This is a genomic window from Hydrogenophaga sp. FG152 (assembly GCF_057809615.1).
Genome location: NZ_JBMDKH010000031.1, coordinates 1 through 24,676 on the forward strand (window position 1 = coordinate 1; position 24,676 = coordinate 24,676).

19 protein-coding genes and 1 pseudogene are annotated in these 24,676 nt (G+C 65.0%); 12 read left to right on the forward strand and 8 right to left on the reverse strand.

The window, feature by feature from the left end; genetic code table 11:
• The 3 genes from ACODTB_RS24800 to ACODTB_RS24810 form a co-directional block, all read left to right on the forward strand.
• Positions 1-844 (forward strand): alpha/beta fold hydrolase (locus tag ACODTB_RS24800; protein ID WP_488929838.1); only part of this gene is annotated, 844 nt, incomplete at its 5' end.
• The gene (locus tag ACODTB_RS24805; RefSeq protein ID WP_488929839.1) at positions 841-1,812 is read left to right on the forward strand and encodes an MBL fold metallo-hydrolase; all 972 of its coding nucleotides are present in this window, start codon (positions 841-843) and stop codon (positions 1,810-1,812) included. The genes ACODTB_RS24800 and ACODTB_RS24805, both read left to right, overlap by 4 nt.
• Positions 1,813-1,928: 116 nt before the next feature.
• A complete protein-coding gene (locus ACODTB_RS24810) occupies positions 1,929-4,391 on the forward strand; it encodes an autotransporter outer membrane beta-barrel domain-containing protein (protein WP_291119111.1) in 2,463 nt (820 codons plus the stop codon).
• Between the two features lie 13 nt (positions 4,392-4,404).
• Here ACODTB_RS24810 and ACODTB_RS24815 read toward each other — a convergent pair whose 3' ends face one another.
• On the reverse strand, positions 4,405-6,462 hold the full coding sequence (locus tag ACODTB_RS24815) for a sigma-54-dependent Fis family transcriptional regulator (protein ID WP_291119114.1): 2,058 nt from the start codon (positions 6,460-6,462) through the stop codon (positions 4,405-4,407).
• 442 nt (positions 6,463-6,904) lie between these two features.
• Here ACODTB_RS24815 and pedF point away from each other — a divergent pair, with 442 nt between their 5' ends.
• The 4 genes from pedF to ACODTB_RS24835 all read left to right on the forward strand — a co-directional run bounded on the left by pedF (position 6,905) and on the right by ACODTB_RS24835 (position 10,504).
• A complete protein-coding gene (gene pedF, locus ACODTB_RS24820; RefSeq protein WP_291119115.1) occupies positions 6,905-7,396 on the forward strand; it encodes a cytochrome c-550 PedF in 492 nt (163 codons plus the stop codon).
• A 14-nt stretch (positions 7,397-7,410) separates the two neighbouring features.
• On the forward strand, positions 7,411-8,283 hold the full coding sequence (locus ACODTB_RS24825) for a substrate-binding periplasmic protein (RefSeq protein ID WP_291119117.1): 873 nt from the start codon (positions 7,411-7,413) through the stop codon (positions 8,281-8,283).
• Between the two features lie 245 nt (positions 8,284-8,528).
• Positions 8,529-10,049, forward strand: a complete 1,521-nt coding sequence (exaC, locus tag ACODTB_RS24830; protein ID WP_291119120.1) for an acetaldehyde dehydrogenase ExaC — start codon at positions 8,529-8,531, stop codon at positions 10,047-10,049.
• A gap of 83 nt (positions 10,050-10,132) precedes the next feature.
• Positions 10,133-10,504 carry a DUF779 domain-containing protein gene (locus ACODTB_RS24835; protein ID WP_291119123.1) on the forward strand — a complete coding sequence of 124 codons (372 nt, stop codon included), beginning with the start codon at positions 10,133-10,135 and terminating at the stop codon, positions 10,502-10,504.
• A 13-nt stretch (positions 10,505-10,517) separates the two neighbouring features.
• Here the strand turns inward: ACODTB_RS24835 and ACODTB_RS24840 are convergent, their stop codons facing one another.
• The 5 genes and pseudogenes from ACODTB_RS24840 to ACODTB_RS24860 form a co-directional block, all read right to left on the reverse strand.
• Positions 10,518-10,820 carry a hypothetical protein gene (locus tag ACODTB_RS24840; protein WP_291119126.1) on the reverse strand — a complete coding sequence of 101 codons (303 nt, stop codon included), beginning with the start codon at positions 10,818-10,820 and terminating at the stop codon, positions 10,518-10,520.
• Between the two features lie 99 nt (positions 10,821-10,919).
• On the reverse strand, positions 10,920-12,902 hold the full coding sequence (locus ACODTB_RS24845) for an autotransporter family protein (RefSeq protein ID WP_291119129.1): 1,983 nt from the start codon (positions 12,900-12,902) through the stop codon (positions 10,920-10,922).
• Between the two features lie 31 nt (positions 12,903-12,933).
• Positions 12,934-13,386, reverse strand: coding sequence for a cupin domain-containing protein (locus ACODTB_RS24850; protein ID WP_291119131.1), 453 nt, complete (start codon positions 13,384-13,386; stop codon positions 12,934-12,936).
• 11 nt (positions 13,387-13,397) lie between these two features.
• A pseudogene (locus tag ACODTB_RS24855) lies at positions 13,398-13,795 on the reverse strand (tautomerase family protein).
• A 132-nt stretch (positions 13,796-13,927) separates the two neighbouring features.
• A complete protein-coding gene (locus tag ACODTB_RS24860) occupies positions 13,928-14,893 on the reverse strand; it encodes a LysR family transcriptional regulator (protein WP_291119135.1) in 966 nt (321 codons plus the stop codon).
• Between the two features lie 92 nt (positions 14,894-14,985).
• Between ACODTB_RS24860 and ACODTB_RS24865 the strand changes: the two genes are divergently transcribed.
• From ACODTB_RS24865 to ACODTB_RS24875, 3 genes are all read left to right on the forward strand, one after another.
• The gene (locus ACODTB_RS24865) at positions 14,986-16,092 is read left to right on the forward strand and encodes an alpha/beta hydrolase (RefSeq protein ID WP_291119138.1); all 1,107 of its coding nucleotides are present in this window, start codon (positions 14,986-14,988) and stop codon (positions 16,090-16,092) included.
• A 51-nt stretch (positions 16,093-16,143) separates the two neighbouring features.
• On the forward strand, positions 16,144-17,748 hold the full coding sequence (mhpA, locus tag ACODTB_RS24870; protein ID WP_291119141.1) for a bifunctional 3-(3-hydroxy-phenyl)propionate/3-hydroxycinnamic acid hydroxylase MhpA: 1,605 nt from the start codon (positions 16,144-16,146) through the stop codon (positions 17,746-17,748).
• Positions 17,749-18,072: 324 nt separating this feature from the next.
• Positions 18,073-18,657, forward strand: a complete 585-nt coding sequence (locus ACODTB_RS24875; protein ID WP_291119143.1) for a hypothetical protein — start codon at positions 18,073-18,075, stop codon at positions 18,655-18,657.
• Between the two features lie 306 nt (positions 18,658-18,963).
• Here the strand turns inward: ACODTB_RS24875 and ACODTB_RS24880 are convergent, their stop codons facing one another.
• Entirely contained in the window at positions 18,964-19,761 is a 798-nt protein-coding gene (locus tag ACODTB_RS24880) for a putative signal transducing protein (protein WP_291119146.1), read from the reverse strand.
• Positions 19,762-20,228: 467 nt separating this feature from the next.
• Positions 20,229-21,662: a TIR domain-containing protein gene (locus ACODTB_RS24885; RefSeq protein WP_291119148.1), complete on the reverse strand. Its 1,434-nt coding sequence runs from the start codon at positions 21,660-21,662 to the stop codon at positions 20,229-20,231.
• Positions 21,663-22,147: 485 nt separating this feature from the next.
• Here ACODTB_RS24885 and ACODTB_RS24890 point away from each other — a divergent pair, with 485 nt between their 5' ends.
• Both ACODTB_RS24890 and ACODTB_RS24895 read left to right on the forward strand, forming a co-directional pair.
• On the forward strand, positions 22,148-22,972 hold the full coding sequence (locus tag ACODTB_RS24890) for a DUF4393 domain-containing protein (RefSeq protein WP_291117809.1): 825 nt from the start codon (positions 22,148-22,150) through the stop codon (positions 22,970-22,972).
• A gap of 84 nt (positions 22,973-23,056) precedes the next feature.
• Positions 23,057-24,361, forward strand: coding sequence for a hypothetical protein (locus tag ACODTB_RS24895; RefSeq protein ID WP_291117806.1), 1,305 nt, complete (start codon positions 23,057-23,059; stop codon positions 24,359-24,361).
• The last annotated feature ends 315 nt before the right edge of the window (positions 24,362-24,676 follow it).

A 24,676-nucleotide genomic window follows, 5' to 3' on the forward strand; every position in this document is an offset into this window, starting at 1 on the left:
GCGGCCGCGCGCCCGCACGCAGGGCAACCACACCCTCGCGCTGGTGGCCGATCTGGAGCGGCTGCGCGAGCAACTGGGCATCGAACGCTGGTCGGTGCTGGCGGGTTCCTGGGGCACGGTGGTGGCGCTGGCGTATGCGCAGCGGCACCCGGCGCGCGTGCAGCGCCTGGTGCTGCGCGGTGCCTTCGCGCTCACGCGCCGTGAGATCGGAGGCCTGCTGTTGCCGTCGGCCAAGCGAGGGCAAACCCTGAGAGCGCCGGCCGCGCTCTGGCCGGTGCGCGTGGGTGACGGTGTGCCGGTGGCGCTGCAACGGCTGAGACAACTGATTCAAAACGGTACACCCGGTGTTGCATCGCTGCGCGCGTGGCGCGGGTGGGGCCTGCGCGAAACCGCCGATGCGGCGCATGGCCTGCGGCGCAGCCTGCGCCACGCGGCACACACCGGCTCGCCCTGGGCGAACCCGATCCGCCGTGAATGGGCCGGCCTGCAGCGCCAGCAGCGGCGCGCGCTGGCGCGCCTGCGCCAGCCCGGTGTACACCGCAGCGACCGCGCGGCCCGGGCCCGCTACCGGGTGCAGGCGCACTACCTGCTGCACCGGGGTTTCATGCGCCCGGGCGGGCTGGACCGCGCGGTGGCGCTGCTCGCGCGCGAGGGCATCCCGGTGGACTGGGTGCATGGGCGCTTCGACGCGATCTGCCCACCGGCCAACAGCGTCCGCTGGGCCGCGCGGGGCCGGCGGTTGGGCGGCCCGGTGGTGTTGCACCTGCCGCCCAGCGGCCACCTCGGTGGCGAGCCGGCGATGCTAGCGTGTCTGCGCGCGTGCGTGAGGCGCCCGTTGCCATGAGAGCGGTGGGCGCCTTGCTGTTCGCACTGTGTGTCTCCGTGAACGCACAGGGCAGCGACTGCCCGGACGGCGTGCTCTGGCAGACCGTGGCACCGGGCGTGTGGGCCTGGTCGCCGCCGGTGCCGCAGGAGGTGTCGCCCGACAACGCCGGCCATGTGGTGCCGACCTCGGTGCTGATCGACGGCGGTGAGGCGCTGCTGGTGGATCCCGGCCCGAGCCATCGGCACGGCGAGCGCGTGCGCGCCTCGCTGGCCTGCCGCTTCGGGGTGCAGGTGCGCTGGATCGTCAACACCCACGCGCACGCCGAGAACGTGCTGGCCAATGGCGCCTGGGCCGACCGCATCGAGACCGGCCAGACCACGGTGCTCGCCACCGAGGGCACGCGCCGGGCGATGGAGCAACGCTGCCCGGCCTGCCTGCAAAGCCTCATCGAACGTGCCGGCGCGCAGGCCATGGCGGGCACGGCCATCGTGTGGCCCACGCGCAGCCTGATCGAAGGCGAGGTGTTGGCGGTGGGCTCGCAGCGCCTGCGCGTGATGCGCGTGGAGCAGGGGCACACCGAGAGCGACCTGGTGCTCTGGCACGCGCAGCAGGGCGTGTTGTGGGCGGGCGGCCTGGTGTACGGCGAGCGCCTGCCCGAACTCGCGCAGGGCAGTGTGGACGGCTGGCTCGCCGCGCTGGACCGTTTGCAGGCGCTGAGGCCGCGCCACGTGATCGGCGTGGTGGTGTCCAGCGCGCAGGGCGAGCAGGCGCCCGTGGCCCTCGCCGGCACCAGGGCCTACCTGCAGGCCTTGCGCGATCAGGTGCTGAGCGCCATGGACCAGGGGCGCCACGCCGGCGAGAGCGCTGCCGTCGCGATGCCCGAATGGCGCCATTCGGTCGGCCACGCGCAGCGCCAGGACTTCAACGTGCAGCGCGCTTGGCGCGAGCTGGAGCCGCTGTGGATGCAGCAGACCGACGGCGATTAAGGTTTTTCCAGTATCGGTCGTCAATATAAGAGCCAGCATCGCTGGACCGCTGCTTTTTCGAGAGCGGAAATTTTTTCATGACAGGGGGTCAACCGATGAATCCACGTGACACAGCCGTGGCCCTGGCCGCATGGGTCACTTGCGGCCTCTCGCAGGCCGCCACGTTCACGGCCGCCAACGAAACGGAGTTGGCGGCGGCAATCCACGCGGCGAATGCCAGCGGGGATCCCGCTTCCACGATCAATTTGACCGCGGCCTTCACCCTCACCACCGCGCTGCCGCCGGTGCAAGGGGGCGTGACGATCAACAGCAACGGTTGGCAGATCGCCATCGAGTCGGTGGCCGGCGGGGCCCTGGTTTTGCAGCCCGGCGCGTCCTACGGCGTTTCCGGCCTGGCCGGCACTTTGCAGGTCGGCAACACGGCTGGCACCATCGGCACGCTCACCGTGCGAGGTGCGGGCACCAACGTCCGGACGGTCTTGCTTCAAGGTCTTGAAGGGCAGGCCCACATTCGCGTGCTCGATGGTGGTGTGCTTGTCTCCACCGGGCCATCCGGGATCCGCTTCGGCGGTCCCTCGGCCACGGTATCCAACGGCGGCGTGGCCCACGTGCTCGTCAGCGGCGCGGGCTCGGCCATGACCTCAGGGGTCTCGTACATTCACCAGCGCGGCACGCTCGAAGTGTCCAACGGTGGTCACCTGGAGACCCGGGCAGCGATCCAGCTGGGCTCGATGCCCGGAGGCTTCACCGGTGTCGTGACCGGCGCGGGCTCCCGGCTCGGCACCACCCTGGGCGCCATCACCCTGGGTGCATCGGGCACGGCGAGCCTGCGTGTGTCCGACGGCGGGCTGCTTTCGGCCAACGGCGGCGCTGCCGCGCTCAACCTGGCCACGAACGCCAGTGGCGTTGCCACGTTGAACATCGGTGCGGCCGCGGGAGACGCGGCCATCGCCCCGGGCACGGTGCTCGCCTCGGTCGTCAACGGCGGCGCCGGCACGGCGGTGCTGAACTTCAACCACAACGCCAGTGCCCACGACTTCACCGCGCCCATCACCGGCAGCGTCACCCTGAACCACCTGGGCGGCGGCACGACCACGCTGCGCGGTGCCAGCACCTATGCGGGTGCCACCACCGTGGCCGGCGGCACGCTTCGCGCGGGCGCGGCCCAGGTGTTCAGCGCCAACTCGGCCCACACCGTCGCCGCCGCAGGCACGCTGGACCTGGACCGCTTCGACCAGACGTTGACCCGCCTGAGCAACGCCGGCACGGTGTCGCTGTCGGGCGCCACACTCACGCTGACCGGCGCCTATGTGGGCCTCGGCGGCACCATGAACCTGGGCGTCGGACCGGCCGGCGCTCCCCTGGTGTTCGCGGGTCCCACGGCCAGCGCCACGGGCACCACGCCACTGCGGATCACCAACCTCGGCAGTCTGGGCGCGCCCACCACGGGCGACGGCATCGAAGTGGTCAGCGCCACGGGCGGCGCGACCACGACGGCCCAGACCACCCGCAACGCTTTCAGCCTGGCCGGCGGCCAGGTGGGCGGCGGCGCCTACGCCTACCAACTGCATGCGGGCGACGCCAGCGGCGCGGGCGAGAACTGGTACCTGCGCTCCACGGGTTACCGCAGCGAGGCCTCGCTGTACGCCGTGGTGCCCGAGCAATTCCGTTCCCTGGACATCGCCATGCTGGCCGATCGGCAGCAGCGCGTGGGCGAGCCGCGCGCCGCCAAGGACGGTGCCAGCGGCGGCGAACGCCAGGCCTGGGGCCGGATCTTCAACGTGAACCGCGACATCGCCCAGCAGGGCACCGTCAGCCCCACCAGCCACGGGCGCATCCGCGGTTTCCAGACCGGCACCGACCTGTGGGGCCATGCCCTGTGGCGCACCGGCGTCTACGTGGGCAAGCTCGGGAGCGACATGAAGGTCCATGGCCTGGCCAGCGGCGAGGTGAACTACGCCGCGGGCCGCAACGACCTGCGCAGCCAGTACCTGGGTGGCTACGCCACTTGGCTGCCCGCGGATGGGCTGTATGTCGACGGCGTGCTGCAGGTGGGTGACCACCGCTACACCGCGCACGCGTCCACGGGGCTGGCGAGCACCGGCAAGGGCGACAGCCTCGTGGCCTCGATCGAAGTGGGGCGGGCCCTGGCGCTGGCGCCGCGCTGGGTGCTCGAGCCGCAGTTCCAGATCGCCTACCAGCGCGTGAAACTGGACAGCAACACCATCAGCAACGCCGGCATCGAGCAGGACATCGACGGGGGCTGGATCGCCCGCGTGGGCGCGCGCATCAAGGGCCAGTGGGACATCGGACCCGGACCGTTGCAAATCCATGGCGGCCTGAACCTCCACAAGCGCAGCAACGGCACCGACATCACCCGCTTCGTCGGCACGGGCGGCGGCACCGACATCCGCAGCCGCACCGGCGGCACCAGCAGCGAGCTCACGGCGGGCGCCAGCTGGCGGGTGAGCGCCCGCACCAGCGTGTACGGCGAGCTTGGCAAGCTGTGGGACATGGCGGGCGGCGCGCGCACCCGCAGCGGCGTGAACGGCAGCGTGGGTGTGAAGCTGCTCTGGTGACGCTCGCGCGGCCTCAGCCCAGCAGGTCAGGCGGCAGCTGGTCCTTCTTGCGGTAGATGGTGTTGCGCGAGACGCCCAGCGCCTTCGCCGCCGCCGACACATTGCCCTTGTGCAGGCGCAGCATCTGCGCCATGGCGCTGAGCGTGACGTCCTGCAGGCGCTGGCCATCGCCGGGTGCCACCTCGCTCAGCGGCGCGGGCGGTGGCAGCGGCTCGCTGCCCGGGGCGGTGCCGAAGGACTCGGCCAGGCCGCCCTGCGCCGCATCGGCGGCCTGGGCGTGTTCGAGTTCGTCGAGGAAATCGTCGGGCAGGTGCGCCACGTCGATCACGCCGTCACTGCCGACCATCACGACGGCGGTGCGCAGCAGGTTGTGCAGCTGGCGGAAGTTGCCCGGCCACTGGTAGCGCTTGAAGAGCGCCATGACGTTGGGCGCGATGCCGATCTGCTGGCCCTGGTCGCACAGCGCCTTGAGGATCTTGTGCACCACCAGTTCGAAGTCCGTGCGCTCGCGCAGCGCGGGCAGGCGCACCACCAGACCATTGAGGCGGTAGTAGAGGTCTTCGCGGAAATCGCCGCGCGCGATCATGTCCTTGAGGTTCTTGTGCGTGGCGCTGATCACCGTGACGTCCACCTCCACCTCCTTGCCCGCGCCCAGCGGGCTGACCTTGCGGTCCTGCAGCACGCGCAGCAGGCGGGCCTGCAGGTGCTTGGGCATGTCGCCGATCTCGTCGAGGAACAGCGTGCCGCCGTGGGCCTGAAGGATCTTGCCGATGGAGCCCTTCTTGCGCGCGCCGGTGAAGGCGCCTTCTTCGTAGCCGAACAGCTCGGACTCGATCAGCGTGTCCGGGATCGAGGCGCAGTTCACCGACACGAAGGGCTGCGCCGAGCGCGTGGAATCGCCGTGGATGGCCTGGGCCAGCAGGTCCTTGCCGGTGCCGGTCTCGCCCAGGATCATCACCGGGATGTCGCGCCCCGAGACCCGGCGCAGCTTGTGGATCACCGCCGACACCTGGGGGTCGCCCGTGTCGAGGTACTGCAGCGAGGAGAACTGCATCTTGCGGCCGGTGGGTTTGAGCGGCTCGGCCGCGGCGGTGGCGCAAGCAGGTGCCGCGTCGGGCGCGGCGCCGGTGGGCTTGCCACCGCCCGACCAGGGGTTGGCGGCCTTGATCTTCACGCGGCACCAGACCGACACGCCGTTGTGCATGCACAGCTGCTTGGGCGTGGGCATGGCACCGCTGAACAGCTCGAACAGGGCCGAGATCGGCATGCCGAAGAGCGAGGAGAAGGTGTGGGCCTTGAGCGCGCTGAACGGCAAGCCGATCTGGAACTGCGCGCTGCGGTTGGCCGAGAGGAAGCGGCCTTCGGGCGAGAACACCGCGATGCCCTCGACCAGCGTGCCCAGGAACTCGGAGCGGGTGTGGAAGTGGATGCGGATGGCCTTGGGGAAGATGTCCGCGAACATGTGATTCTCGATCATCTGCGCCGACATGCGCACCAGCGCCAGCGTGTGCTGGTGGTAGCTGCGGTGGTCACCCGTCACGTCCAGCGCGCCGATGACCTGGCCGTAGGGATCGAAGATCGGCGAACACGAGCAGGTGAGGAACTTGTTGGCGTCCATGTAGTGCTGGCTGCCGTGCACCGTGAGCGCTTCCTGTTCGCTGAGCGCGGTGCCGATCGCGTTCGTGCCCTTGTTCTTTTCGGACCAGTCCATGCCGGGCGTGAGCGCGACGCGCGAGGCCTTTTCGAGAAAGTCGGTGTCGCCCAGCGAATGCAGCACCAGGCCCTTGGCGGAGGTGAGCAGCACCATGCTGTGGGTGTTCACGATCTGGTCGTAGAGCGTCTCCATGACCGGGGCGGCGTGCTGGAACAGGAATCGGTTCTCTTCCCGCGCATCGTTGAGCAGGCCCACGCCAGGGCTGGAGAAATCGGGCGCGTCCGTCGAGTCGATGCCATACGCCTGCGACCGGCGGTGGGCCTGGCCGATGGGATCGGGTGGTGCGTTGCCGTCCGGGCCGGGGGGCGCGGGCGCATCGTGTCTTCCGCCGGGAGGCGTGAAGAGGGCTGCACTCATGTTGTCTCCTGGATCCGGGGGAAATCCCCCCCAGTAGTCGGGCACCCATCGTGGCGGGTGCTCCGGGTCGTCAGACGGGCTGTCGTCCTGGTCGCGCGGGTTCATGCAATTCTCTTCATAACTGTCCCTGTGAGCAACACTGGTTAATCCCGAGATGCAACAGCGTGTCCCGGGTGTCTCACTTTCGCTGTTAGCAAAGAGCCGGCCACCACCCGGGCCAGGCCGTGGCGCGCAAAGTTGACACACAAGGCGCCCATGAAGCGGCGGACTGTGACATCCGGTGCGACCGCAGGCGACCCGGTGATTCAAATTGGCACACCTTGCACGGGCCTGACCGGCCCTGCGGGCGGGCCCGTCCCTTGCGTGGCTCCGGTCCACGGCGCCATGGCCTGCAACTTGCTGTCCATGCCGGAAAAGACCCTTTCTGAACCGGAGACAACCCATGAAGATTTCGCGTTTCTCTCTTCCCTTGCGGGGCGCGCGCGGCCTGCTCGCGCTGGCCATCACCTGCGGCGTGGCCGCTGTGATGGCGCATGGCGACGTGACACCGCAGGCGGTGGACACCAGCACCCTGCCGCAGCTCGGCACCAAGTGGCTCGATGCCAACCCCTACAGCAGCGGCCCCGCGAACAAGGAGGCGCTGCGCATCGGCACCTCGGCCTACAACCAGAACTGCGCGCGCTGCCATGGCCTGGAAGCGATCTCCGGAGGCATCTCGCCCGACCTGCGCAAGTTCGACGGCGAATGCTCGGGTTACGCCGACGCGGCGAAGAAGGCCGCGTGCTTCAAGGAGATGGACGACTACTACATGGCCACCGTGCGCCGGGGCCGCGTGCGCGACGGGCGCGTGTACATGCCGCCATTCGAAGGCACGCTGTCGCAGGAGGCGATCTGGTCGATCAAGACCTACCTCGAAACCCGACGCGAACCCTGAGGCGGGAGACGCGCATGACCACGACCCATCAACACCACCCCGACCGCCGCCAGGTGCTGGCGGCCCTGCTCGCCGCGAGCGTGCCACTGGCGCGCGCGCAGGCCGACCTGAGCGACCTCGAACGAATCCGCGCGAATGGCGCGCTGAAAGTGGCGGTCTACAAGGACAACGCGCCGTTCTCCGACGGCCCGGCCAACGACCTCCACGGCCTGGACGTGTCGATCGCCGCCGCGCTGGCGCGCCAGCTCCAGCTGAGGCTGGCGCTGCTCCCGTTCGACGCGGGCGAGAACATGAACGACGACCTGCGCAACATGGTCTGGCGCGGCCACTACCTGGGCTACGGCCCTGCCGACGTGATGCTGCAGGTGCCGGTGGACCGCTACCTGATGCAGAAGAACCGCCAGGTGATGATCCTCGCGCCCTACATGCGCCAGCAGCTGGTGCTGGCGCACGACACGCGCCGCATCGCCGAGGTGGCCACGCCCGAAGACCTCAAGGGCCTGCCGCTGGCCGCCGAGCGCGGGGCCGGCGCGGCCAGCGCGCTGATGGGCCACGGCGGCGGCCTGCTGCGCGCGCAGGTGGGCATCCACAACACCGGCGAGCAGGCGGTGCAGGCCGTGGTGGAGGGCAAGGCCGCCGCTGCCTATGTGACGCGCGCGCAGGCCGAATCGGTGCTCTCGCACACCGATCCGAGGCCGAGCCACATCCGCCTGAGCATGCTCTCGCTCGGCGGCGTGCCCGACACCGGCTGGCCCGTGGGCATGGCGATCAAGGCCGAGAACAAGGAACTCGGCCAGGCGCTGGAGGGTGCCATGAAATCGATGCGCGACAGCGGCGAGCTGCTGGCCATCTTCCAGAAGCACGGGTTGACGCTCACCGCGCCCTGAGCGCCGCTGTCTTCGTCAAGGCCACTGGTTGCGCGCGCAACCAGTGGCCTTTTTCATGGTGGGCGACCCGTGTGCCGCTTTGAGACAGCTCATGGGCGTGTGCGCGGTTCCGGGACAGTGCGAAGGCGCAGGTGTGCAGCTGTGCAGCGTTTTTCAATGCCAAACCCCATGGCATGGAACTTGAAGTGAGAGGAGGGCCTGAAGACACAGGCCTTGCCATCAACGTTCACCCTGAGGAAGACAACATGCTTTACGCAGCCCCCGGCGCCGCCGGTGCCAAGATCGCCTACAAGGCCCAGTACGACAACTTCATCGGCGGGCGCTGGGTCGCGCCGGTCAAAGGCCAGTACTTCGATGTGATCACACCCGTCTCGGGCAAGGTCTACACGCGCGCCGCGCGCTCGACCGCCGAAGACGTCGAACTCGCGCTGGACGCCGCGCACGCCGCCGCCGATGCCTGGGGCAAGACCTCGGCCGCCGAGCGCGCCAACGTGCTGCTCAAGATCGCCGACCGCATCGAGCAGAACCTGGAGCTGCTGGCCTACGCCGAGACCGTGGACAACGGCAAGGCGATCCGCGAGACGCTCAACGCCGACATCCCGCTCACGGTGGACCACTTCCGCTACTTCGCGGGCTGCGTGCGCGCGCAGGAAGGCGCGCTGAGCAACATCGACGAGAACACCGTGGCGTACCACATCCAGGAACCGCTGGGCGTGATCGGCCAGATCATTCCCTGGAACTTCCCCATCCTCATGGCTGCCTGGAAGCTCGCGCCCGCGCTGGGTGCCGGCAACGCCGTGGTGCTCAAGCCCGCCGAGTCCACGCCCATCAGCATCCTGATCCTGGCCGAGCTCATCGCCGACCTGCTGCCGCCGGGTGTGCTCAACATCGTCAACGGCTACGGCCGGGAAGCCGGCATGCCGCTGGCCACCAGCAAGCGCATCGCCAAGATCGCGTTCACCGGCTCCACCACCACCGGCCGCGTGATCGCGCAGGCCGCGGCGAACAACCTGATTCCCGCCACGCTGGAACTCGGCGGCAAGTCGCCCAACGTGTTCTTCGCCGACATCATGGACAAGGACGATGCGTTTCTGGACAAGGCCATCGAAGGCCTGGTGCTGTTCGCCTTCAACCAGGGTGAGGTCTGCACCTGCCCCAGCCGCGCGCTGATCCAGGAAAGCATCTACGACAAGTTCATGGAGCGGGTGTTGAAGCGCGTGGCCGCCATCAAGCACGCCAACCCGCTGGACACCGACAGCATGATGGGCGCGCAGGCCAGCAAGGAGCAGCTGACCAAGATCCTCTCGTACCTTGACCTGGGCAAGCAGGAAGGCGCCGAGGTGCTGGCCGGTGGTGGCCAGGCGAACCTGGGGGGTGACCTGGAAGGCGGCTACTACGTGCAGCCCACGCTGTTCAAGGGCCACAACAAGATGCGCATCTTCCAGGAAGAAATCTTCGGCCCCGTGCTGGCCGTGACCACCTTCAAGGACGAGGCCGAGGCGCTGGCGATCGCCAACGACACGCTGTATGGCCTGGGCGCCGGCGTGTGGAGCCGCAACGGCAACGTGGCCTACCGCATGGGCCGCGCCATCAAGGCCGGCCGCGTGTGGACCAACTGCTACCACGCCTACCCCGCGCACGCAGCCTTCGGTGGCTACAAGGAATCGGGCATCGGGCGCGAGACCCACAAGATGATGCTGGACCACTACCAGCAGACGAAAAACCTGCTGGTGAGCTATTCCGAAAACAAGCTGGGGTTCTTTTAAGCAACGCGTGCGGACCGGCCAAGCCGGATCCGCCGCGTTCTGGCAGGGGCACTTCGCTCCGGAAAGACCTCAGGAGATCTCTCATGGTTGAAAGAGTCATTGCCACACCGGCCGCCGTGGAATTGATCGATCGGCTCAAGGCGCAGCATGGCCCCGGGCTCATGTTCCACCAGAGCGGCGGCTGTTGCGACAACAGCGCGGCCAACTGCTACCTGCTGGGTGAGATCACCACCGGCGCGGGCGACGTGTACCTGGGCGACATCGGCGGCTGCCCGTTCTACATCGGCAAGGCGCAGTACGAATACTGGCGGCACACGCAGCTCATCATCGACGTGATCGACGGCCACGGCGGCACCTTCTCGCTCGAAGGCCCGCAAGGCAAGGCCTTCCACACGCGATCCCGGGTGTTCACGGCGCAGGAGATGGCCGAGCTGGACGCACAGGCCTTGCCCTGAACCACCACGCAGGCTAGGACAACCAGTCTTCCGCGTCAGGCCGGCGTGGGTCGTGGCTCGGCGGTGGAGGAGGAGGTGGCGGCGGCGCTTCGCTGGCGGCGAGTTGCTCCAGCACGATGGCGCTCTCCTTCATCACCTCTTCAAACAGCAGGCGAACCCTCAGCCGCGCCGCTTTCAATGCGGCGAGCTGCTGGGTGACCCTTTCGCGGTCGGATGGGGAGAGATCAACGGACAGGGCGCGGAACGTTCGCTCGATGTCGGCCAGCTCGGCCTCGGCCTTTTTCCACGCATGGAGCTTGGGGGAGGGAATATCCATGCCCCCAGCATGCGAGCGGGCCGCCCTGGCGCGGGTAGGAGAACGCCCCATGTCGGCGAAGGAAAGGGCCGAAGTTCTCGCCGATCGCTTCTTGGGCTGCTACCAGCGCATTCGCAGGCCCACGGCCCCGTTGAGTCCGCCGCTGTGTCGCGCATGCCCACCTGCGGCCCCCACGGTGCCGGTGAAGCGGGTCACATCCCGGCCTTTGCTGCGCTGGTACAGGTTCAGGCGGGCATAGGGTTGCAGCCTGCCGGCGGTGGTGGAGAGTTCGCCTTTCAAGCGCAGACCGGCGCGCACGGTCCAAGCGTTGTGCGTGTTCTGCTGCACGTCGGCGCCCGCGATGCGCACGCCGTCGAGGTCGATGCGCTGGTGGATGAACTGCAGTTGCGGCTCCAGCACCCAGCCCGCCGCGAGCGGGTAGCCCCGCCCCACTTCCACCGAGGCGAGCAGGCTGTCGCCCTTGCCGTGGGCGGCCGAGGCGGTCAGCGGCGCCACGCCGTAGCGGTGGCGCCCGACCTGCAGCACCGTGTCCGCGTACAGGCCGCTGGGGCTGAGGTAGGTGGCGTAGGCACCCAGGTAGTCGCTGCGCAGTCCGTTGCGGCCCACCGCCTGGTCGGCGATGCCGCTGGCGAAGCCGCGCACTTTCATGTCGCCGTCGAGCTGGCCCACATACAGGCCGGCGCGCCAGTCCGGCTGGGCCCACAGATCGACACCCGCCTGCAGGCCGTTGAGCCGGCCCTGGCTGCGCGGGCTCGCGTTGCCGCGCTGGCTCACGGTGCGCTCGGCGCTGATGAGGCGTGCCCAGGTCTGGCGCTCGGCGCCGCTGCCGGCGCCTTCGCCGATGCGCTGGTGCCAGTTGCCCAGCATCACGGTGTTGCCCAGCCGCAGTTGCTCGGGCAGCGCAGCGAACAGCGGCACCTCCACCCGGTAGGCGGGGATGGTGGCCCCCGCGGCGAGTGGGCTGGAGCGCAGGAACCAGCTTTCCCCCGCGCCACTGGCGTCCGCCGCGAACAGGCGGTATTCGTAGGCACCGGCGTCGACGTGTTCGCCCGCGAGGCGGAAGGCATTGCGGGTGGTCTGGGCCGTGGTGGTGGCACCGTTGAGCGCGCTGATGACCTCGATGCCATCGCCCGTGGTCAACGCGCCCAGACCGCCGAGGTTGGTGACCTGCACGGCGGTGGTGCCGCTGGCGCTGGCGCCCGCGCCAGTAAAAGCCGTGCCGATGCCGACCTGGTGGTTGTTCGTGTCGATCCACACGCCTTCGGCCCCACCCGCCAGCGTGGCGAAGCCGCGCAGGAAGTCGGCCTGGCTGAAGGTCGCGCGCAGGATGCCCCCGTTGAGGTTGAGCGTGGCGGTGCCCAGGCCCCGCTCGACCACATCGGTTTCCAGCACACCGCGCCCGCTGGCATCACCCAGCAGGTTCAGCGTGCCGGTGGAGCCGGCCAGCGCCGCGATGCGGGTCTGCGAGGTCTGCACCGTGCCGCTGTCCTCGATGGTCAGTTCGCCGATGCCCTCATAACCCACGTTCAACTGGGCCGAGAAATTCAGGCTGGACGCACGGCCGCTGACCGCGTCGCGGCCCGACACCGTGGCCGTGCCGTTGCCATTGGGCTGGTAGCCGAAGTAGGCGGTGTGGCCGGTGATCGCGCCGCCGTTGTCCACCGTGAGATCACCGGGGTCGGTAAAGCCCACGTAGAGGTTGGAGGTCAGTGCCCAGGTGGACACGTTGCCATCGGCGTCGACGCCCGAGACGGTGACCGAGGCCGTGCCGCCCATGGCGATGTGGCCGTGCGAACTGCTCACTAGGCCCCCATTGAGGATGGAGAGCGAAGCGGTGCCGCCGGCGCCCACGTTCAGCTCACCCGGCATGGTCCAGGTGGACACATGGCCGGCGCCGTCGCTGCCGGTGACGGTCACCGTGCCGTTGCCGCCGGCGTAGCCGATCGTGCCGTACGCGCTGCTCGCCGTGGCGCCGTCCTGGATGGTCAGCGTGCCCACGTCCGTGTCGCCCACGTAGATTTCGCCGGCCTCGACCCAGTTGGGCGACGGCACGGGCAAAGGGCCCGGGTTCACGTCGCCCACGCTCGGCGCTCTCTTGAGGAGGCGGGTCGACTCAGGTCAGATCGCGAGGCGGCACGCCCACCTCCGCGCAATGGCGCCGGTAGTCCGCGATGCGGTCGGCGGTGCTGATCCGCTGCAACACGCTGTGGTGTGCCCCCAGGTATTCCACGCTGCCCTTCACGACCACGTGCACCAGCAGCTCTTCGTCACCGGTGGCTTCCCACCAGTCCACATTGCCCGCAGGCTCGTGGATGTAGTCGCCCGCGCGCACCACGCGGCCGTCGTTGAGGCGGCGCTCGCCCGCCAGCGTGAGGGCATGCACTTCGCCGGTGTGCCGGTGCAGGCCCAGGCGCACACCCGGCGCGAGCCGCATCAGCTCGACCCAGCCCGAGCCGTCTGGCAGGAACTGAATGGGAAGCGACCACTTGCCCTCACCTTCGGGGATCCAGGCATTCAGGGCCGCGCGGCGCAGGGCCGTGGCCACGATCACATTCGCGAGTTCCATGGCGTTCCCCTTCATTGGTCCGGGTGCTGGTGGCGGTACTCCTGCGTCCGGCCGCCGAAGCCGTAGGCAGACGCGCGCACGTCCTGCACGTACACATAGCTTTCGGTGTGCACATCGCCCAGGAGTCTTTCGAACAGCTCGAACGCCTCGGCCACATAGCGGGCCTTCTCGGCCTTGGTGTTGGTCTCGTCGACCACCTTCACATCGAAGTAGAAGCTGGTCTTCTTCAGCGCTGCCAGCGACTGGCCGGCGATGAACCAGTCGCGCGGGTCGACATAGTCGATCACCACGGCGGTGAGGTCGCGCCGTTTGCCGAGCACGCGGCTGTCAGTTCGAGCAGCGCTTCCGTGATGCGCTCGGAGAGCTCGGGCGTGCGGGGCGCCGAGACCTGGACATTGAGGATGGGCATGGTGGCATTCCTTGGTTGGTTGGGTGGCCTTGACTTTAGAAAAAGCCACCCCACCCGGAAACCGCCCGGCAAGCCAATGGGTTTTGCTCCAGACGCAAAAGCAAAGGAAGAACGGCATCGATGCCGATGACGTCATTGCCGAACGGAGCGCCGAGGCGCAGGGCGCTTTCGGGCCGGCTGCTGAACGGGCGTGATGCCGTCGGCATCGAAGAGTTGTTTGATCTGCGCACGCAGCCACTGGTAGCTCGGCTCCCGATGCGTCCGGCGGTGCCAGTAGACGTGGATGGGAAACGACGGAGGCCGAAACGGCAGGGGCAGCACAGCGACCGCATGCGTCTTCGAGGCTTCGAGCGCAAACGCCATGGGGACCGTGGCAACGAGATCGGACCGGGCAACGATCACGGGAAGGCTGAGGTGGCTCGGCGTTCCCAGGACGACCTTGCGCTGGATGCGTTCGCGCTCAAGCGCCTCCTCCAGCAGCGATGTGGAGCGGGCGGCTGTCTTGACCACCGCATGGCCAAGGCTTGCATACACCGAGCGCGTCAAGCCGGATCGAACGGCGGGATGACCCTTGCGCACCATGCAGGCATAGGTGTGGCTGTACAGGGACTGGCGGAAGTAGGCGTCGCGCTCCAGATCCGGCAGGTAGCCGATGGCCAGATCGACCTCGCCCGTGGCGAGGCGCTCGCGCAAGGGCGTCTGGCTGGGTGACGAGATCTGGAGCGACGTTCCGGGTGCCTCGATGGCCAGATGGGCGATCAGGTCCGGCAGGAAGATCACCTCTGCCACGTCCGACATGGAAAGCCTGAATGGCGTCTCGGACCGCAGCGGATCGAAGACCGTCGATCCAAACACATCCTGCTCTACCTGCAACAGCATGGTGCGGGCGGTTTCTGCCAGCAGCAACGCCCGTGGCGTGGGCCGCATGCCCCCGGGACTGCGGACGAACAGCTCATCCCCCAGTTGATCGCGCAAGCGCGCGAGGGCGGTGCTGAGGCCCGACTGGCTCATCTGCAGCGCCTCGGCCGCCCGCCCCAGATGGCGCGTCTGATCCAGGGCCACCAGCAGTCTCAGCAGATTCAGATCCAGTTTCTTCATCGCAATTACCGATAAGCAAATTCGGCATTTTGCGATTGATCGAATGTCGGCGCCAGCGTAAGGTCGCACCCCATCACACAGGAGACAAGGCCGTGGCGTCCCACGTCGAATCGGTGCCCTTCATTCAAACGGACCTGCAGAAGCAGCTGGCGGCATTGCGGCGCGCCATACCCGTCTCGCGCATGCTGGACTACGGTGTGGCGCCGGGCGATGCCCTGTCGGTCCACGCCTCGGCGCGGGACGAACATCCCCAGGCCTGGGACGTGCTTTGCGAATTCCAGGCCGCCCGGTACAGGGAGCTGGCCCGGGCCTCGATGGAGCGCGGGCATCGGGCAACGGCCGCCTACGCATGGCGCGCGGTGCATGCGCTGCTGCAGTGCGCGCAACTGGCGTTCAACGCGGACAGCCCGCGCAAGAAGGAACTCTATGAAGGGGCCCACGTTGCCATGCAGGCGCATGCCGACGCCAGCGACGACCTGACGGAACTTCGCCTGGCGCACGAGGAGGGCGTGCTTCACGGCTGGGAGGTGCGTCCGCTGGCGCAGGCAGCGCGCGGCGCCGTCGTGGTGCTCGGCGGATTGAGCGGGTGGGGTGCTGTCTATCTCGGCATGGCCCGCGCCCTGGCCGCGCGCGGCTTTCAGGTGGTGCTTGCCGAGGGGCCGGGCCAAGGCCTCACGCGCATGCACGGCGGCATGCACCTCGACGCGAAGACGCTGCCCCTGTTCAGCCGCTTCATCGACCACGCGCAGTCCCTGGCGGCAGGGCGCATCGGCGTGGTGGGGAACAGCTTCGGCGGCTTGTTGGCGGCCCACCTGGCGGTGCGGGACCCTCGCGTGCGTGCCGTCGCCATCAACGGCGCGCCCATGGCGCCCACCGTGCCCGACTTCCGAACCGCCCGAGAGCAGATGCAGGCGGTGTTCGGCGTGCACACGCTGGACGCGCTCGCTCGGGGACTCGCCGACCTCTGCCTGGAGCCGGTGCGGCACCGCACCGACGCGGCCATGCTGATCGTTCAAGGCGGCTGTGACCCGCTGGTCCCGATGGACGCCCAAAAGGACTTCTTCCAGCTGGCTTCCTCCCAGGTCAAGACGGTGCTCCAGTGGTGCGATGGTGAACACACCATCTACAACCACGCGCCCGAGCGCAACCTGCGCATGGCCGACTGGTTTGTCGAGCAACTGGTGCCGCACGGGCCATGACCCAACCGCCCGCCTGGACCCGGGAACACCCACAACAACACGGAGACACACATGAGCAGTCAGAAGAAAGAATTCGATGTCATCGTCGTCGGCTATGGCCCCACCGGGCTCGTGCTGGCCTCGCTGCTCGGCCAGCTGGGCCACCGGGTGGCGGTGGTGGAGCGTTGGCCGAATCTCTATGGGAAGCCGCGCCTGACGCACATCGATGGCGAAACCGCGCGGCTGATTTCCCTGTGTGCCGACGGTGACCATGCCTTGCGCGAATCCTGGACGACGCCCCACTACCACTGGCGCAACGGAAAAGGCCAGCTGCTGATCGATGTGGCGGCAGGCAACACGAAGAAGATGCTGTGGGACGACCACCTGTCGGTTCATCAGCCCCACATCGAAGAGGCCATCCACGAGCGCATTGGCACACTGCCCAACGTGCGCCTGTTCCGCGGCTTTCTGGCCACCGCGATCGAGCAGGACCCGAAAAGTGTGACGCTCCACTGCAAGCCCTGGACCAAGGAGCCGCATGCAACAGCGACCGATGCGGACAACGTGACGCTGGTGGCCCGTTACCTGGTGGGGGCCGACGGCGCCAACAGCTTCGTGCGCGAGGCAACCGGCATCGCCCGCCATGACTTTGGCTTCAATGAGCGCTGGTTGTGCGTCGACACCGAACCTCTGCGACCGCTGCCGGCCCAATTCGACGAATGCGCGGTGCAGATCTGCGACCCGCGCCGGGGCTACATGTTCATGCCCATCGGGAAGACCCGGCAGCGGTTCGAATTTGCCTTGCTGCCTTCCGAGACCACCGAGCAGATGTCCACGCCCGACGCGGCTTATGCCCTGCTGGAGCGGTACCACGGCATTGCGCGCGACGACGTGCGCCTGATCCGCCACCTTGTCTACACCTTCGAATGCCGGTTGGCCAAGACCTGGAAGGTGAAGCGCGTCTTTCTGGCCGGCGATGCCGCTCACACCAACCCACCCTATCTGGGCCAGGGTGCGTGCTCTGGCATGCGCGATGGGGCCAACCTGGCGTGGAAGTTCGATCGGGTCCTGCGCGGCGCGGCAGACGAAACCCTGCTCGACAGCTACGAAGAAGAGCGCAAGCCCCATGCACAGAAGCTGATGCTGGACTCACGCTCCCTGGGGCTGGTGGCCAACACCGCCAACCCGGTGAAGGCGGCGGTGCGCGATCTGCTCTTCAAGCTCAAACTGACGCCCAAGCCGCAGTTCCCCATTCTCAGCACCGGGGTACTGCTGCGGGGTGGCAACGGCAAACCCGTTGGGGCCGCAGGCGCCGTGCCGCCGCAAGGGCGGCTGGGGATCGGCGACAAGGTCATGCGATTCGACGAGCACGTGGGATTTCGTTTCTCGCTGGTGGCGCGCGCCGGTGCGCTGGATGGACTGACGCCCGGGAGCCGCCGCCGCCTGGACGCACTCGGCGTGCGGGTGGTCGAGCTGGGCGGCAGCGCAGCGCTGAGTGGGCAACAAGTCCAGGATGTGGACGGGGTTTACGGGCGCTACCTGAAAGAGATCGGCGCGGACATGGTGGTGATCCGCCCGGATTTCGTGCAGTTCGGCAGCGCCATGGCGACCGATGTCGATGCCCTGGTCAGTGCGCTGCAGGCGCAGCTTGAAAGCGCCGTTGACGTGCCGGCATAGATCGTTCAACTGGCACCTTGCACTTTTTGACGGCCTTGAAAGGCTCAGTCGGGGAAGCGCTCAATGTGCGTTTCACGCCGGCCTATCGGTACACCGCAGTAGCGATCTTTGATGTCGACAACTTGCGCGCAAGGATGCTATGGTCGGACTGTCCTAGTCGGTGGAAACGGTCGTTTGCCAAGAAAACTGGCTGCGTACGGCAGAGGCCGAGGCAAACTACTGGCGGCAACTCGCCAATCAGGACGCCTTGGCGGAGGTCTGACTTAAACCAACCGGCCTCCACGAAATTCGGGGTGGTTCAAGCAATCTGGTCGGAGATCGAGAATGTGGGAATGGCTAAACACCAACGCTGGCGCCGTTCAGGCGGTAGCTGCCGGCGTGTCTGCTTTTGTCGCATGGAAGCTGGTCGCGTTGACAAGACGTTATGTAGATTTGACTGGCATCCTCGCTGAATCAGCTAAGCAGCAAGTTGAGATCGCCAAACTCCAGGCCCAGACGGCGAAAGACATACATGAGGCAACTCGCCGCCAGCAAAAACTGGTGGAGGACGCAAAAGCACAAGCGGAGCGCCAACTGAGCAGCATGGCCGCCAAGTATCTTGCGGCTCTCGCGGGTCTGTCGTCACAGACGATTGCGCCGTCTGCCCTCCAGGCGCTGCCACGAATATCAACCCAAGACTTGGACACGTTTTCCCAGGCCGCAATCCAAGCCAATGTGAAGCCCGACGATGCAGATGCGGCGGCCAGCGGTCTCTCTTGGCTCGCTGGTCTCCAGGAACGGGTTGCGGTATCGCAGAATTCACAACAGTTCTCGCAGGCCGAGACAACGATGTACTCGAAGACGGTTCGTAACGTCCGCGAGAGCCTCAGGAAACTGACGAATTTCCGACCTGCCAGCGAAGAGTACTAGTGGCCTAACCAGCACTTGCAGCCGACGGGGCGATGCATGAAAGCATCAGGAGTTGCTGTGGCTAAGCGCATTCGTTGAATGACCGCCCGAACGCTTTCACCACGGCCGCTCTCTCTTCTAACCGCAGTCATGTATGGCGAGACGACGACAGGTAGCATTTGCTGCGGAGCCGGTACAAGGAGTGCTGGGGCGCCTTGCCATTTGAAGACGAGATCCTCAGTAACGCAGTCCGACAGCTCTTCAGTAGACAAGGCCTTGGGGGGGCGTAGAACAAGTGGGTCGAGCGCCTGGTGGGTCATGGCCGCGTCACCGTTCGATCGCGCTGCGCGACGATTCCTGTTGCATGGGCGTGTAGCGGATGTGCGTGTCCAGCACGCCGTCCTGGTCACTATCCACTTCGGCGTGTGTGAGCTTATTCAGTCGGAAGTGCTCCACGCGCCCGGTCTTGCCGGTGGCGGGGTCACGGTAGTCGGCACGCTGAAGCACGCCGCTGTTGAAGTGGTACGTGAGGTCAACCACGTCGTCTCCATCGGAGTCGATCCACTGCGTTTCGATGTTGCCCTGGTGCATGCTGAAGGTCGTTTCAAAGCGGCCGTCGAAATCGTCGTCGCTTCGGATGGTCGTGACGCGGCCGTTTTTGTCGTACAGGGTGATGTGGTCGATCTTGCCGTCGAAGTTGCGGTCGGTCTCCACGCGTAGGAAGGTGCCGCGCGGCGATACGGTCCAGCGTTCATCCAGCGTGCCGTCGCGGTTGTGATCGATGCCGTCGGCCGGGATGGGCGCGTGGAGATAGGCGTACACGCCAGCAGCGCCCAGGACCAAACCAAGCGCGAAAGCACCCACGCCTTTGCCACGGCGGGGCTGGACGTTGGATGCCAGCGGCGCGTCTACAGGCTGCGCCGCCTCCCAGCGCGCGATCGCCTCGCGTCCGGCTTCGTACTGCGCGTCGTCGATCACCAACCGCACCAGGCCACCAGCCGGCAGTTCACCCACCGCTCCCTGCAGGTGCTCGCCCCGCACCAGCGCGCTAAGGCCTTCCTGCTTCAAGTAGTCCGCCAGCATGTGGGCCTCGACGGCGTTGGCGGCTTGGTAGAGGGTCTTCATGCCCGCATTCTGGCAGAGCCTAACGCGCGACCTTCATGCCCCGATTCGTTCATTCAACGCCGCCAAGGACGTTCGAAACTGCGCGATGCTCGCCGGTCCTGCCTCACACCATCCCGCGCTGTGTTCCGACGGAGATCCGCTTGAGCGAGTGGCCAAGCAGCAGACTCAAGTCAATCCCAACTTTCTCGCTGTGGACTGCTGCCGGTTTCACAGACACCTTGTTAAGGTGGAAGATGAAACCGGAGGGGTGGTCTAACGCCTAGGTCTGAGGAGCGGCTTAAGACTGGTTACTGCTGCCAGAGCCACTGCCGCGAATGTGCGATCTGCAACACATTGCGGTCGCTCGCCAGTTGACGGTGAAGGTTATGAATGGAAGGGTGCGTTGCACGGCTGGACTCCCGCAATCCCAGAAGCGGAAGTTGCACCGATGTGTAAGCGACCGTTCAACGTGAAGTTATGCCGTGGGCTCACGGGCGTGTTCCAAGCTGCTCAATGCCAGTCAGAGTCGTCGGACTGAACGAGTGATAGCTCCAGCGGGGGAGGCTGTTGTCCTTCGCGTAGCTTTCGAGCTTTGCCTTGAGCGCTGGGAGATCAGGAGCGCCTATGACCTTGAGCACGGAAGGCAAATAGGCCTGCGAGGAGGCACGGGCGAAAATTTCGAATGGTCCGTGATGTCTTTGCGCGTATAGCAGGGTGTATGGCCACCACCGATGCCACGAATCAACGCCCATCATGTCGCCTCGAAGGAAGCAAACCAGATCAGCCTGCATAACGTGGCGGAATGCGAGCCCGGATGCGTGTGAGCGCTGCTCAAGAAAATCAGCTCGGAGTGAGGCGCGGCCCTTCTTAAGCCTTTGATTCCTGATTTCGAGTGACTTCACATACTCCTGCAGCGCAGTAAAAGTGACGGTTGTATTCTTTCCATAGTCAGAGTTGCCAGGCACATAGTAGGGCTGCCCCAACAGGTAGTCTGTGACGCCGAAGTGTTCTCCCTTCAGGAGAACGGCCACACCGTACAGGAAGAGTTCATGCACGATGAATTTGAAGTTGTCGAAGTCGAGCTCATTCCATTGATTGATGTGTGGAGGCCGGTCCAGGTAGGGAATGAGCGACTCGTAGAACCGGTGCAGGCGAGGTGAGTAGCTACTGGTGTCTGCGTACTGAGCTAGTGTGGTCAGAACCTGAAGAAACTCGTTTCGAGCGGGGAGAAAGTCCTCGATGGACTTGGCAACGCGGTCGTCAAGCTCTTCCTCACCTGGCGCGAGCCGAAACCGCTCAAACTGCTCAGTGAACGTAGTGAAGTATTCGTCCACCGCACCTCTCGCATAGGCCTTGTCGCTTCTTAGGGCGTCGACAGCTCTTTTCGCAAGCGGAGTTGTCCCAAGAACCGGTGCATTGGCGTCGGTGATGAATGAGGGTGGCCTTCCAAGTTCCGGCTTCTTGAACAAAGGCTTATCAAATATCCAGCGCACAAGCTTTTCGAAGTTCTCCGCGTATCGCTCGCTTTCGCTTAGGTCAATGTAGATGCGAGACTTGTAGTAAGTAGGGAGGAACGGTTTGCCGTCTGCGTCCTTCTCGGCGAGCACCGCCACAAACTTTCCCTGATCCTGCTTTGCGTACACCTCGGCCGAAATGATCTGGGTCTCCGTCCCTACACCGCCCGCCCTTCCGTCCGCCTTAGTAGCGTAGATCTTGTCGCACACAAGGGCGACCTTAGAGATGCTCGGGTCAGTAACCATCTTCTCCATGAACGCGATCGCGTCATGGCCTTCACGTAGGTCCCACTTGTCGAGAACAACGTCGATTCCGCTGGCTACCAACTCATTGGCCAATTCCACAACCCACTGCTCATGCTGAGGGTTCGACCAACTGTATGAAACGAACAGACGGGGTGCACTCACGGTGTCATTGTCTCCAAGAGATTCCGTTCGACAAGCATATTCACGACGACTCCTTATGGCATTCAGGAAATGCCGAATTTTCGCTTAGATCCGAGTGCACTCGGGCGAACGCGTTGACTTCAGCTTGAGTGACCGCAACGTGGCGCAGATCACCGTTCGGAACGCTGGCGAGGCGGAGGGCAACCGCTGCGGAGCAGGCTTCCGCTTTCGATACCCGCTTAAGACTGGTGTGAGACTTTCAACCATTGTCGCGCAGCCGACTGCTTTCTACACACGGAGCGGACATCTTGCACGGCGTCTCAGAGCCGTCATTCCAATTGAACTGATGGACCAGAGTTGTAGCCTCGACGGCGACCTTAGCCAGTAGACTGTGGAGCGATCGGCAATCCTGACTTTTCCACTCATTTGCGCGAATCTTGCCAGAATGCAGTGCATGCTGCTCTAATTCAAACTTTGGGTGCAACAAACAGTCAGAGAGGGAGCATATGTCGAATGACGATGCGTTCAACGTAGCCAAGGACAGCGTTTCGCTCGTCGTGGAGGTCATTAAGGCTGCGGGTGACAACCCACAGGTCAAGGAAGCTGCAGGCAATCTCGGACAGACGGCCGTTACGCTGACAAAGACCATCAACAACGTGCTTGTTCCCTTGGCCGCAATCAACTTCGCTTTCGACAAGGCCCGAGCTTACTTTTCTGGGAGGTTCCAGCAAGACATTGCTGAGAAGGCGCAAGCAATACCACCAGAGTACGTTGTTGAGCCAAAGGCATCCATTGCCGGCCCTACGTTGCAGGGGCTCGCGTTCACGCACGACGAGCCGGATCTCAAAGAGATGTATCTAAATTTGCTGACTACTTCAATGGATGGTCGCTCTGCCTCATTTGCGCACCCGGCTTTTGTGGAGATCATCAAACAACTTGATAGCGAAGATGCAAGGCTAGTCCGAGAGGCACTTCAATCCCAGAGCGCGATTCCGATCATCCAAATTCATCGAAAGTTCAAGGACGGCTCTGGCTACAGCGTGCTCGTTCAACATCTGCTTAATCTGAAAAATTCAACTACGGGCGTGCCCGTTGAAGACCCGCAGCTTCCAGCAATGATTGACAACTGGATTCGCCTCGGACTAGTTGATGTGGCCTACGACAAGCACTTAACCGAAGCCGCTCACTACGCTTGGGCAGACCAACGACCTGAGTTTTTACGATTGCGTCAGGAACCACAACAAGACGAGGTACAGGTGGAGTATCAAAAGGGGGTCATGCAGCGCACCGAACTTGGGAAGCGTTTTGCACGGGCCATTGGTCTTCAGTGAAGCCCGATCCTCTCTCCAAGCGGACCGCCTCTGGCGGCCGTTGGATTCAAACCTCCGCCATCCACAATACTCAGTCGATCAATCATGTCGAACATTGAACAATTTCCGGAAGAGGATCTTGCCCCCGAAACCGAGTCCCAGGGTGACATAAAGCCCCTGCGTGACAAACTTGAGGCTAGATGTGTCGCTGCGAAGATTCCGATAGAGGAGGTCGAAGGACTTGAACCTGGTGAACGAGTTTTCCGAGTCGGCATTCCCTGCGGTAGAGAGCGACGCTGGATCAGCTGTTTTAACTTTTCTAGTTTTGAGCGATTGCTATCAGTGCCATTTGAGGACTACGTGTTCTTGCAAGGACTTGATGCCGTCTGCAATTACAAGACAGGGACAGTCGAAGCGGCAGTTCGCGCTCTAGGTGCGTCCTCTTCAAGGTCGCTCCTCTCTCGCCTGCTGAAGGTTCCTCCGGGTGTTTCGGCGGACCATAACGCCGCTACAGGACTTGAACTTTTATCACCGGATCAGAAGACTTCGCTTGCCATCTCGGAGCCATCAGCCGAACTCTCCAAACTAGTTCGTGGCCCAAGCCCAAGATTGTCAATCTCACTGACCGCCGACGGGATCACTCAACACGACAAGGCGCTTGAACACCTTCGTCGCGTCTCCGATGCGTTATTTTTTCAGATCGATCTGCTGCATGACGTGACATTCACGCTTGTTCGTGAGCGCCGCTCTCTGGCACGGCGAAGACGTTCGACTCGAGCTGAGCAGCCGCCAGATATCGCGTTCCCGGTGCATGAGTACGACTCGGCTCCTATCTCTTTGTACTGGTATGCACGCAGCGCCATTGGCATGCCCCTACTCCAGTACCTCGCGTACTACCAAGTGATTGAGTACTATTTTCCGACGTACTCTCAGGCTGATGCGCGGCGCAAGCTCAAGGCAGTCCTCAAAGATCCGGGTTTTCGTGGTGATAGAGATGCAGACCTTGGTCGTCTTCTATCGGCAATCCACGTTAGTAGGTCGGGCGCATTCGGAGACGAGAGATCACAGCTCCGAGCCACGCTGTTGGAGTGCATCGATGCCGAGGCCGTTCGACAGTTCATTACAGCTGACTCGGTTCGTTCGGATTTCCTCTCGTCAAAAGTGAGGGGACTCTGCGACCACAAGATTCCCATAGCAAGCCCAACAGCCGATCTCAGGGCCGATGTTGCAGAGCGAATCTATGAGATTCGATGCAAGATCGTGCACACAAAGACGGACGCGAAGAACTCTGAGTTTGAATTGCTACTGCCGTTTTCGAAGGAGGCTGAGCAGCTCGCCCATGACATTGAGCTTGTTCAGTTTGTCGCCCAGCAGGTTCTCATCGCAGCGAGCACCCCGTTCCATGCGTAGGGGTGGCTGAACCTGTGTGGAGTGGAATGCTACCGGCGAGCCGCTTGCCGTTTGCATTCCCTCCGACCAGAAATTGAGCGACTGTTTTTCCTTTCGGGAGAGTCCGCTTTTGGTCTACTCGAGTCACTCGGACCTCGAAGCTGAAAGACTGCAACCGCTGCACAGCTGCCTTCGGATCGCTCTCTTTGGTGCCGCTGCTGCGGGCGCTGAGATGGTGCACCTGCGAGACTGGGACCGTTCGCTGCAGATTTTTCTCTCACGCCCATTGAATGCTTTCGTCGTATTGATGTACAGTCCCTTCCGCTCACGAAAAAG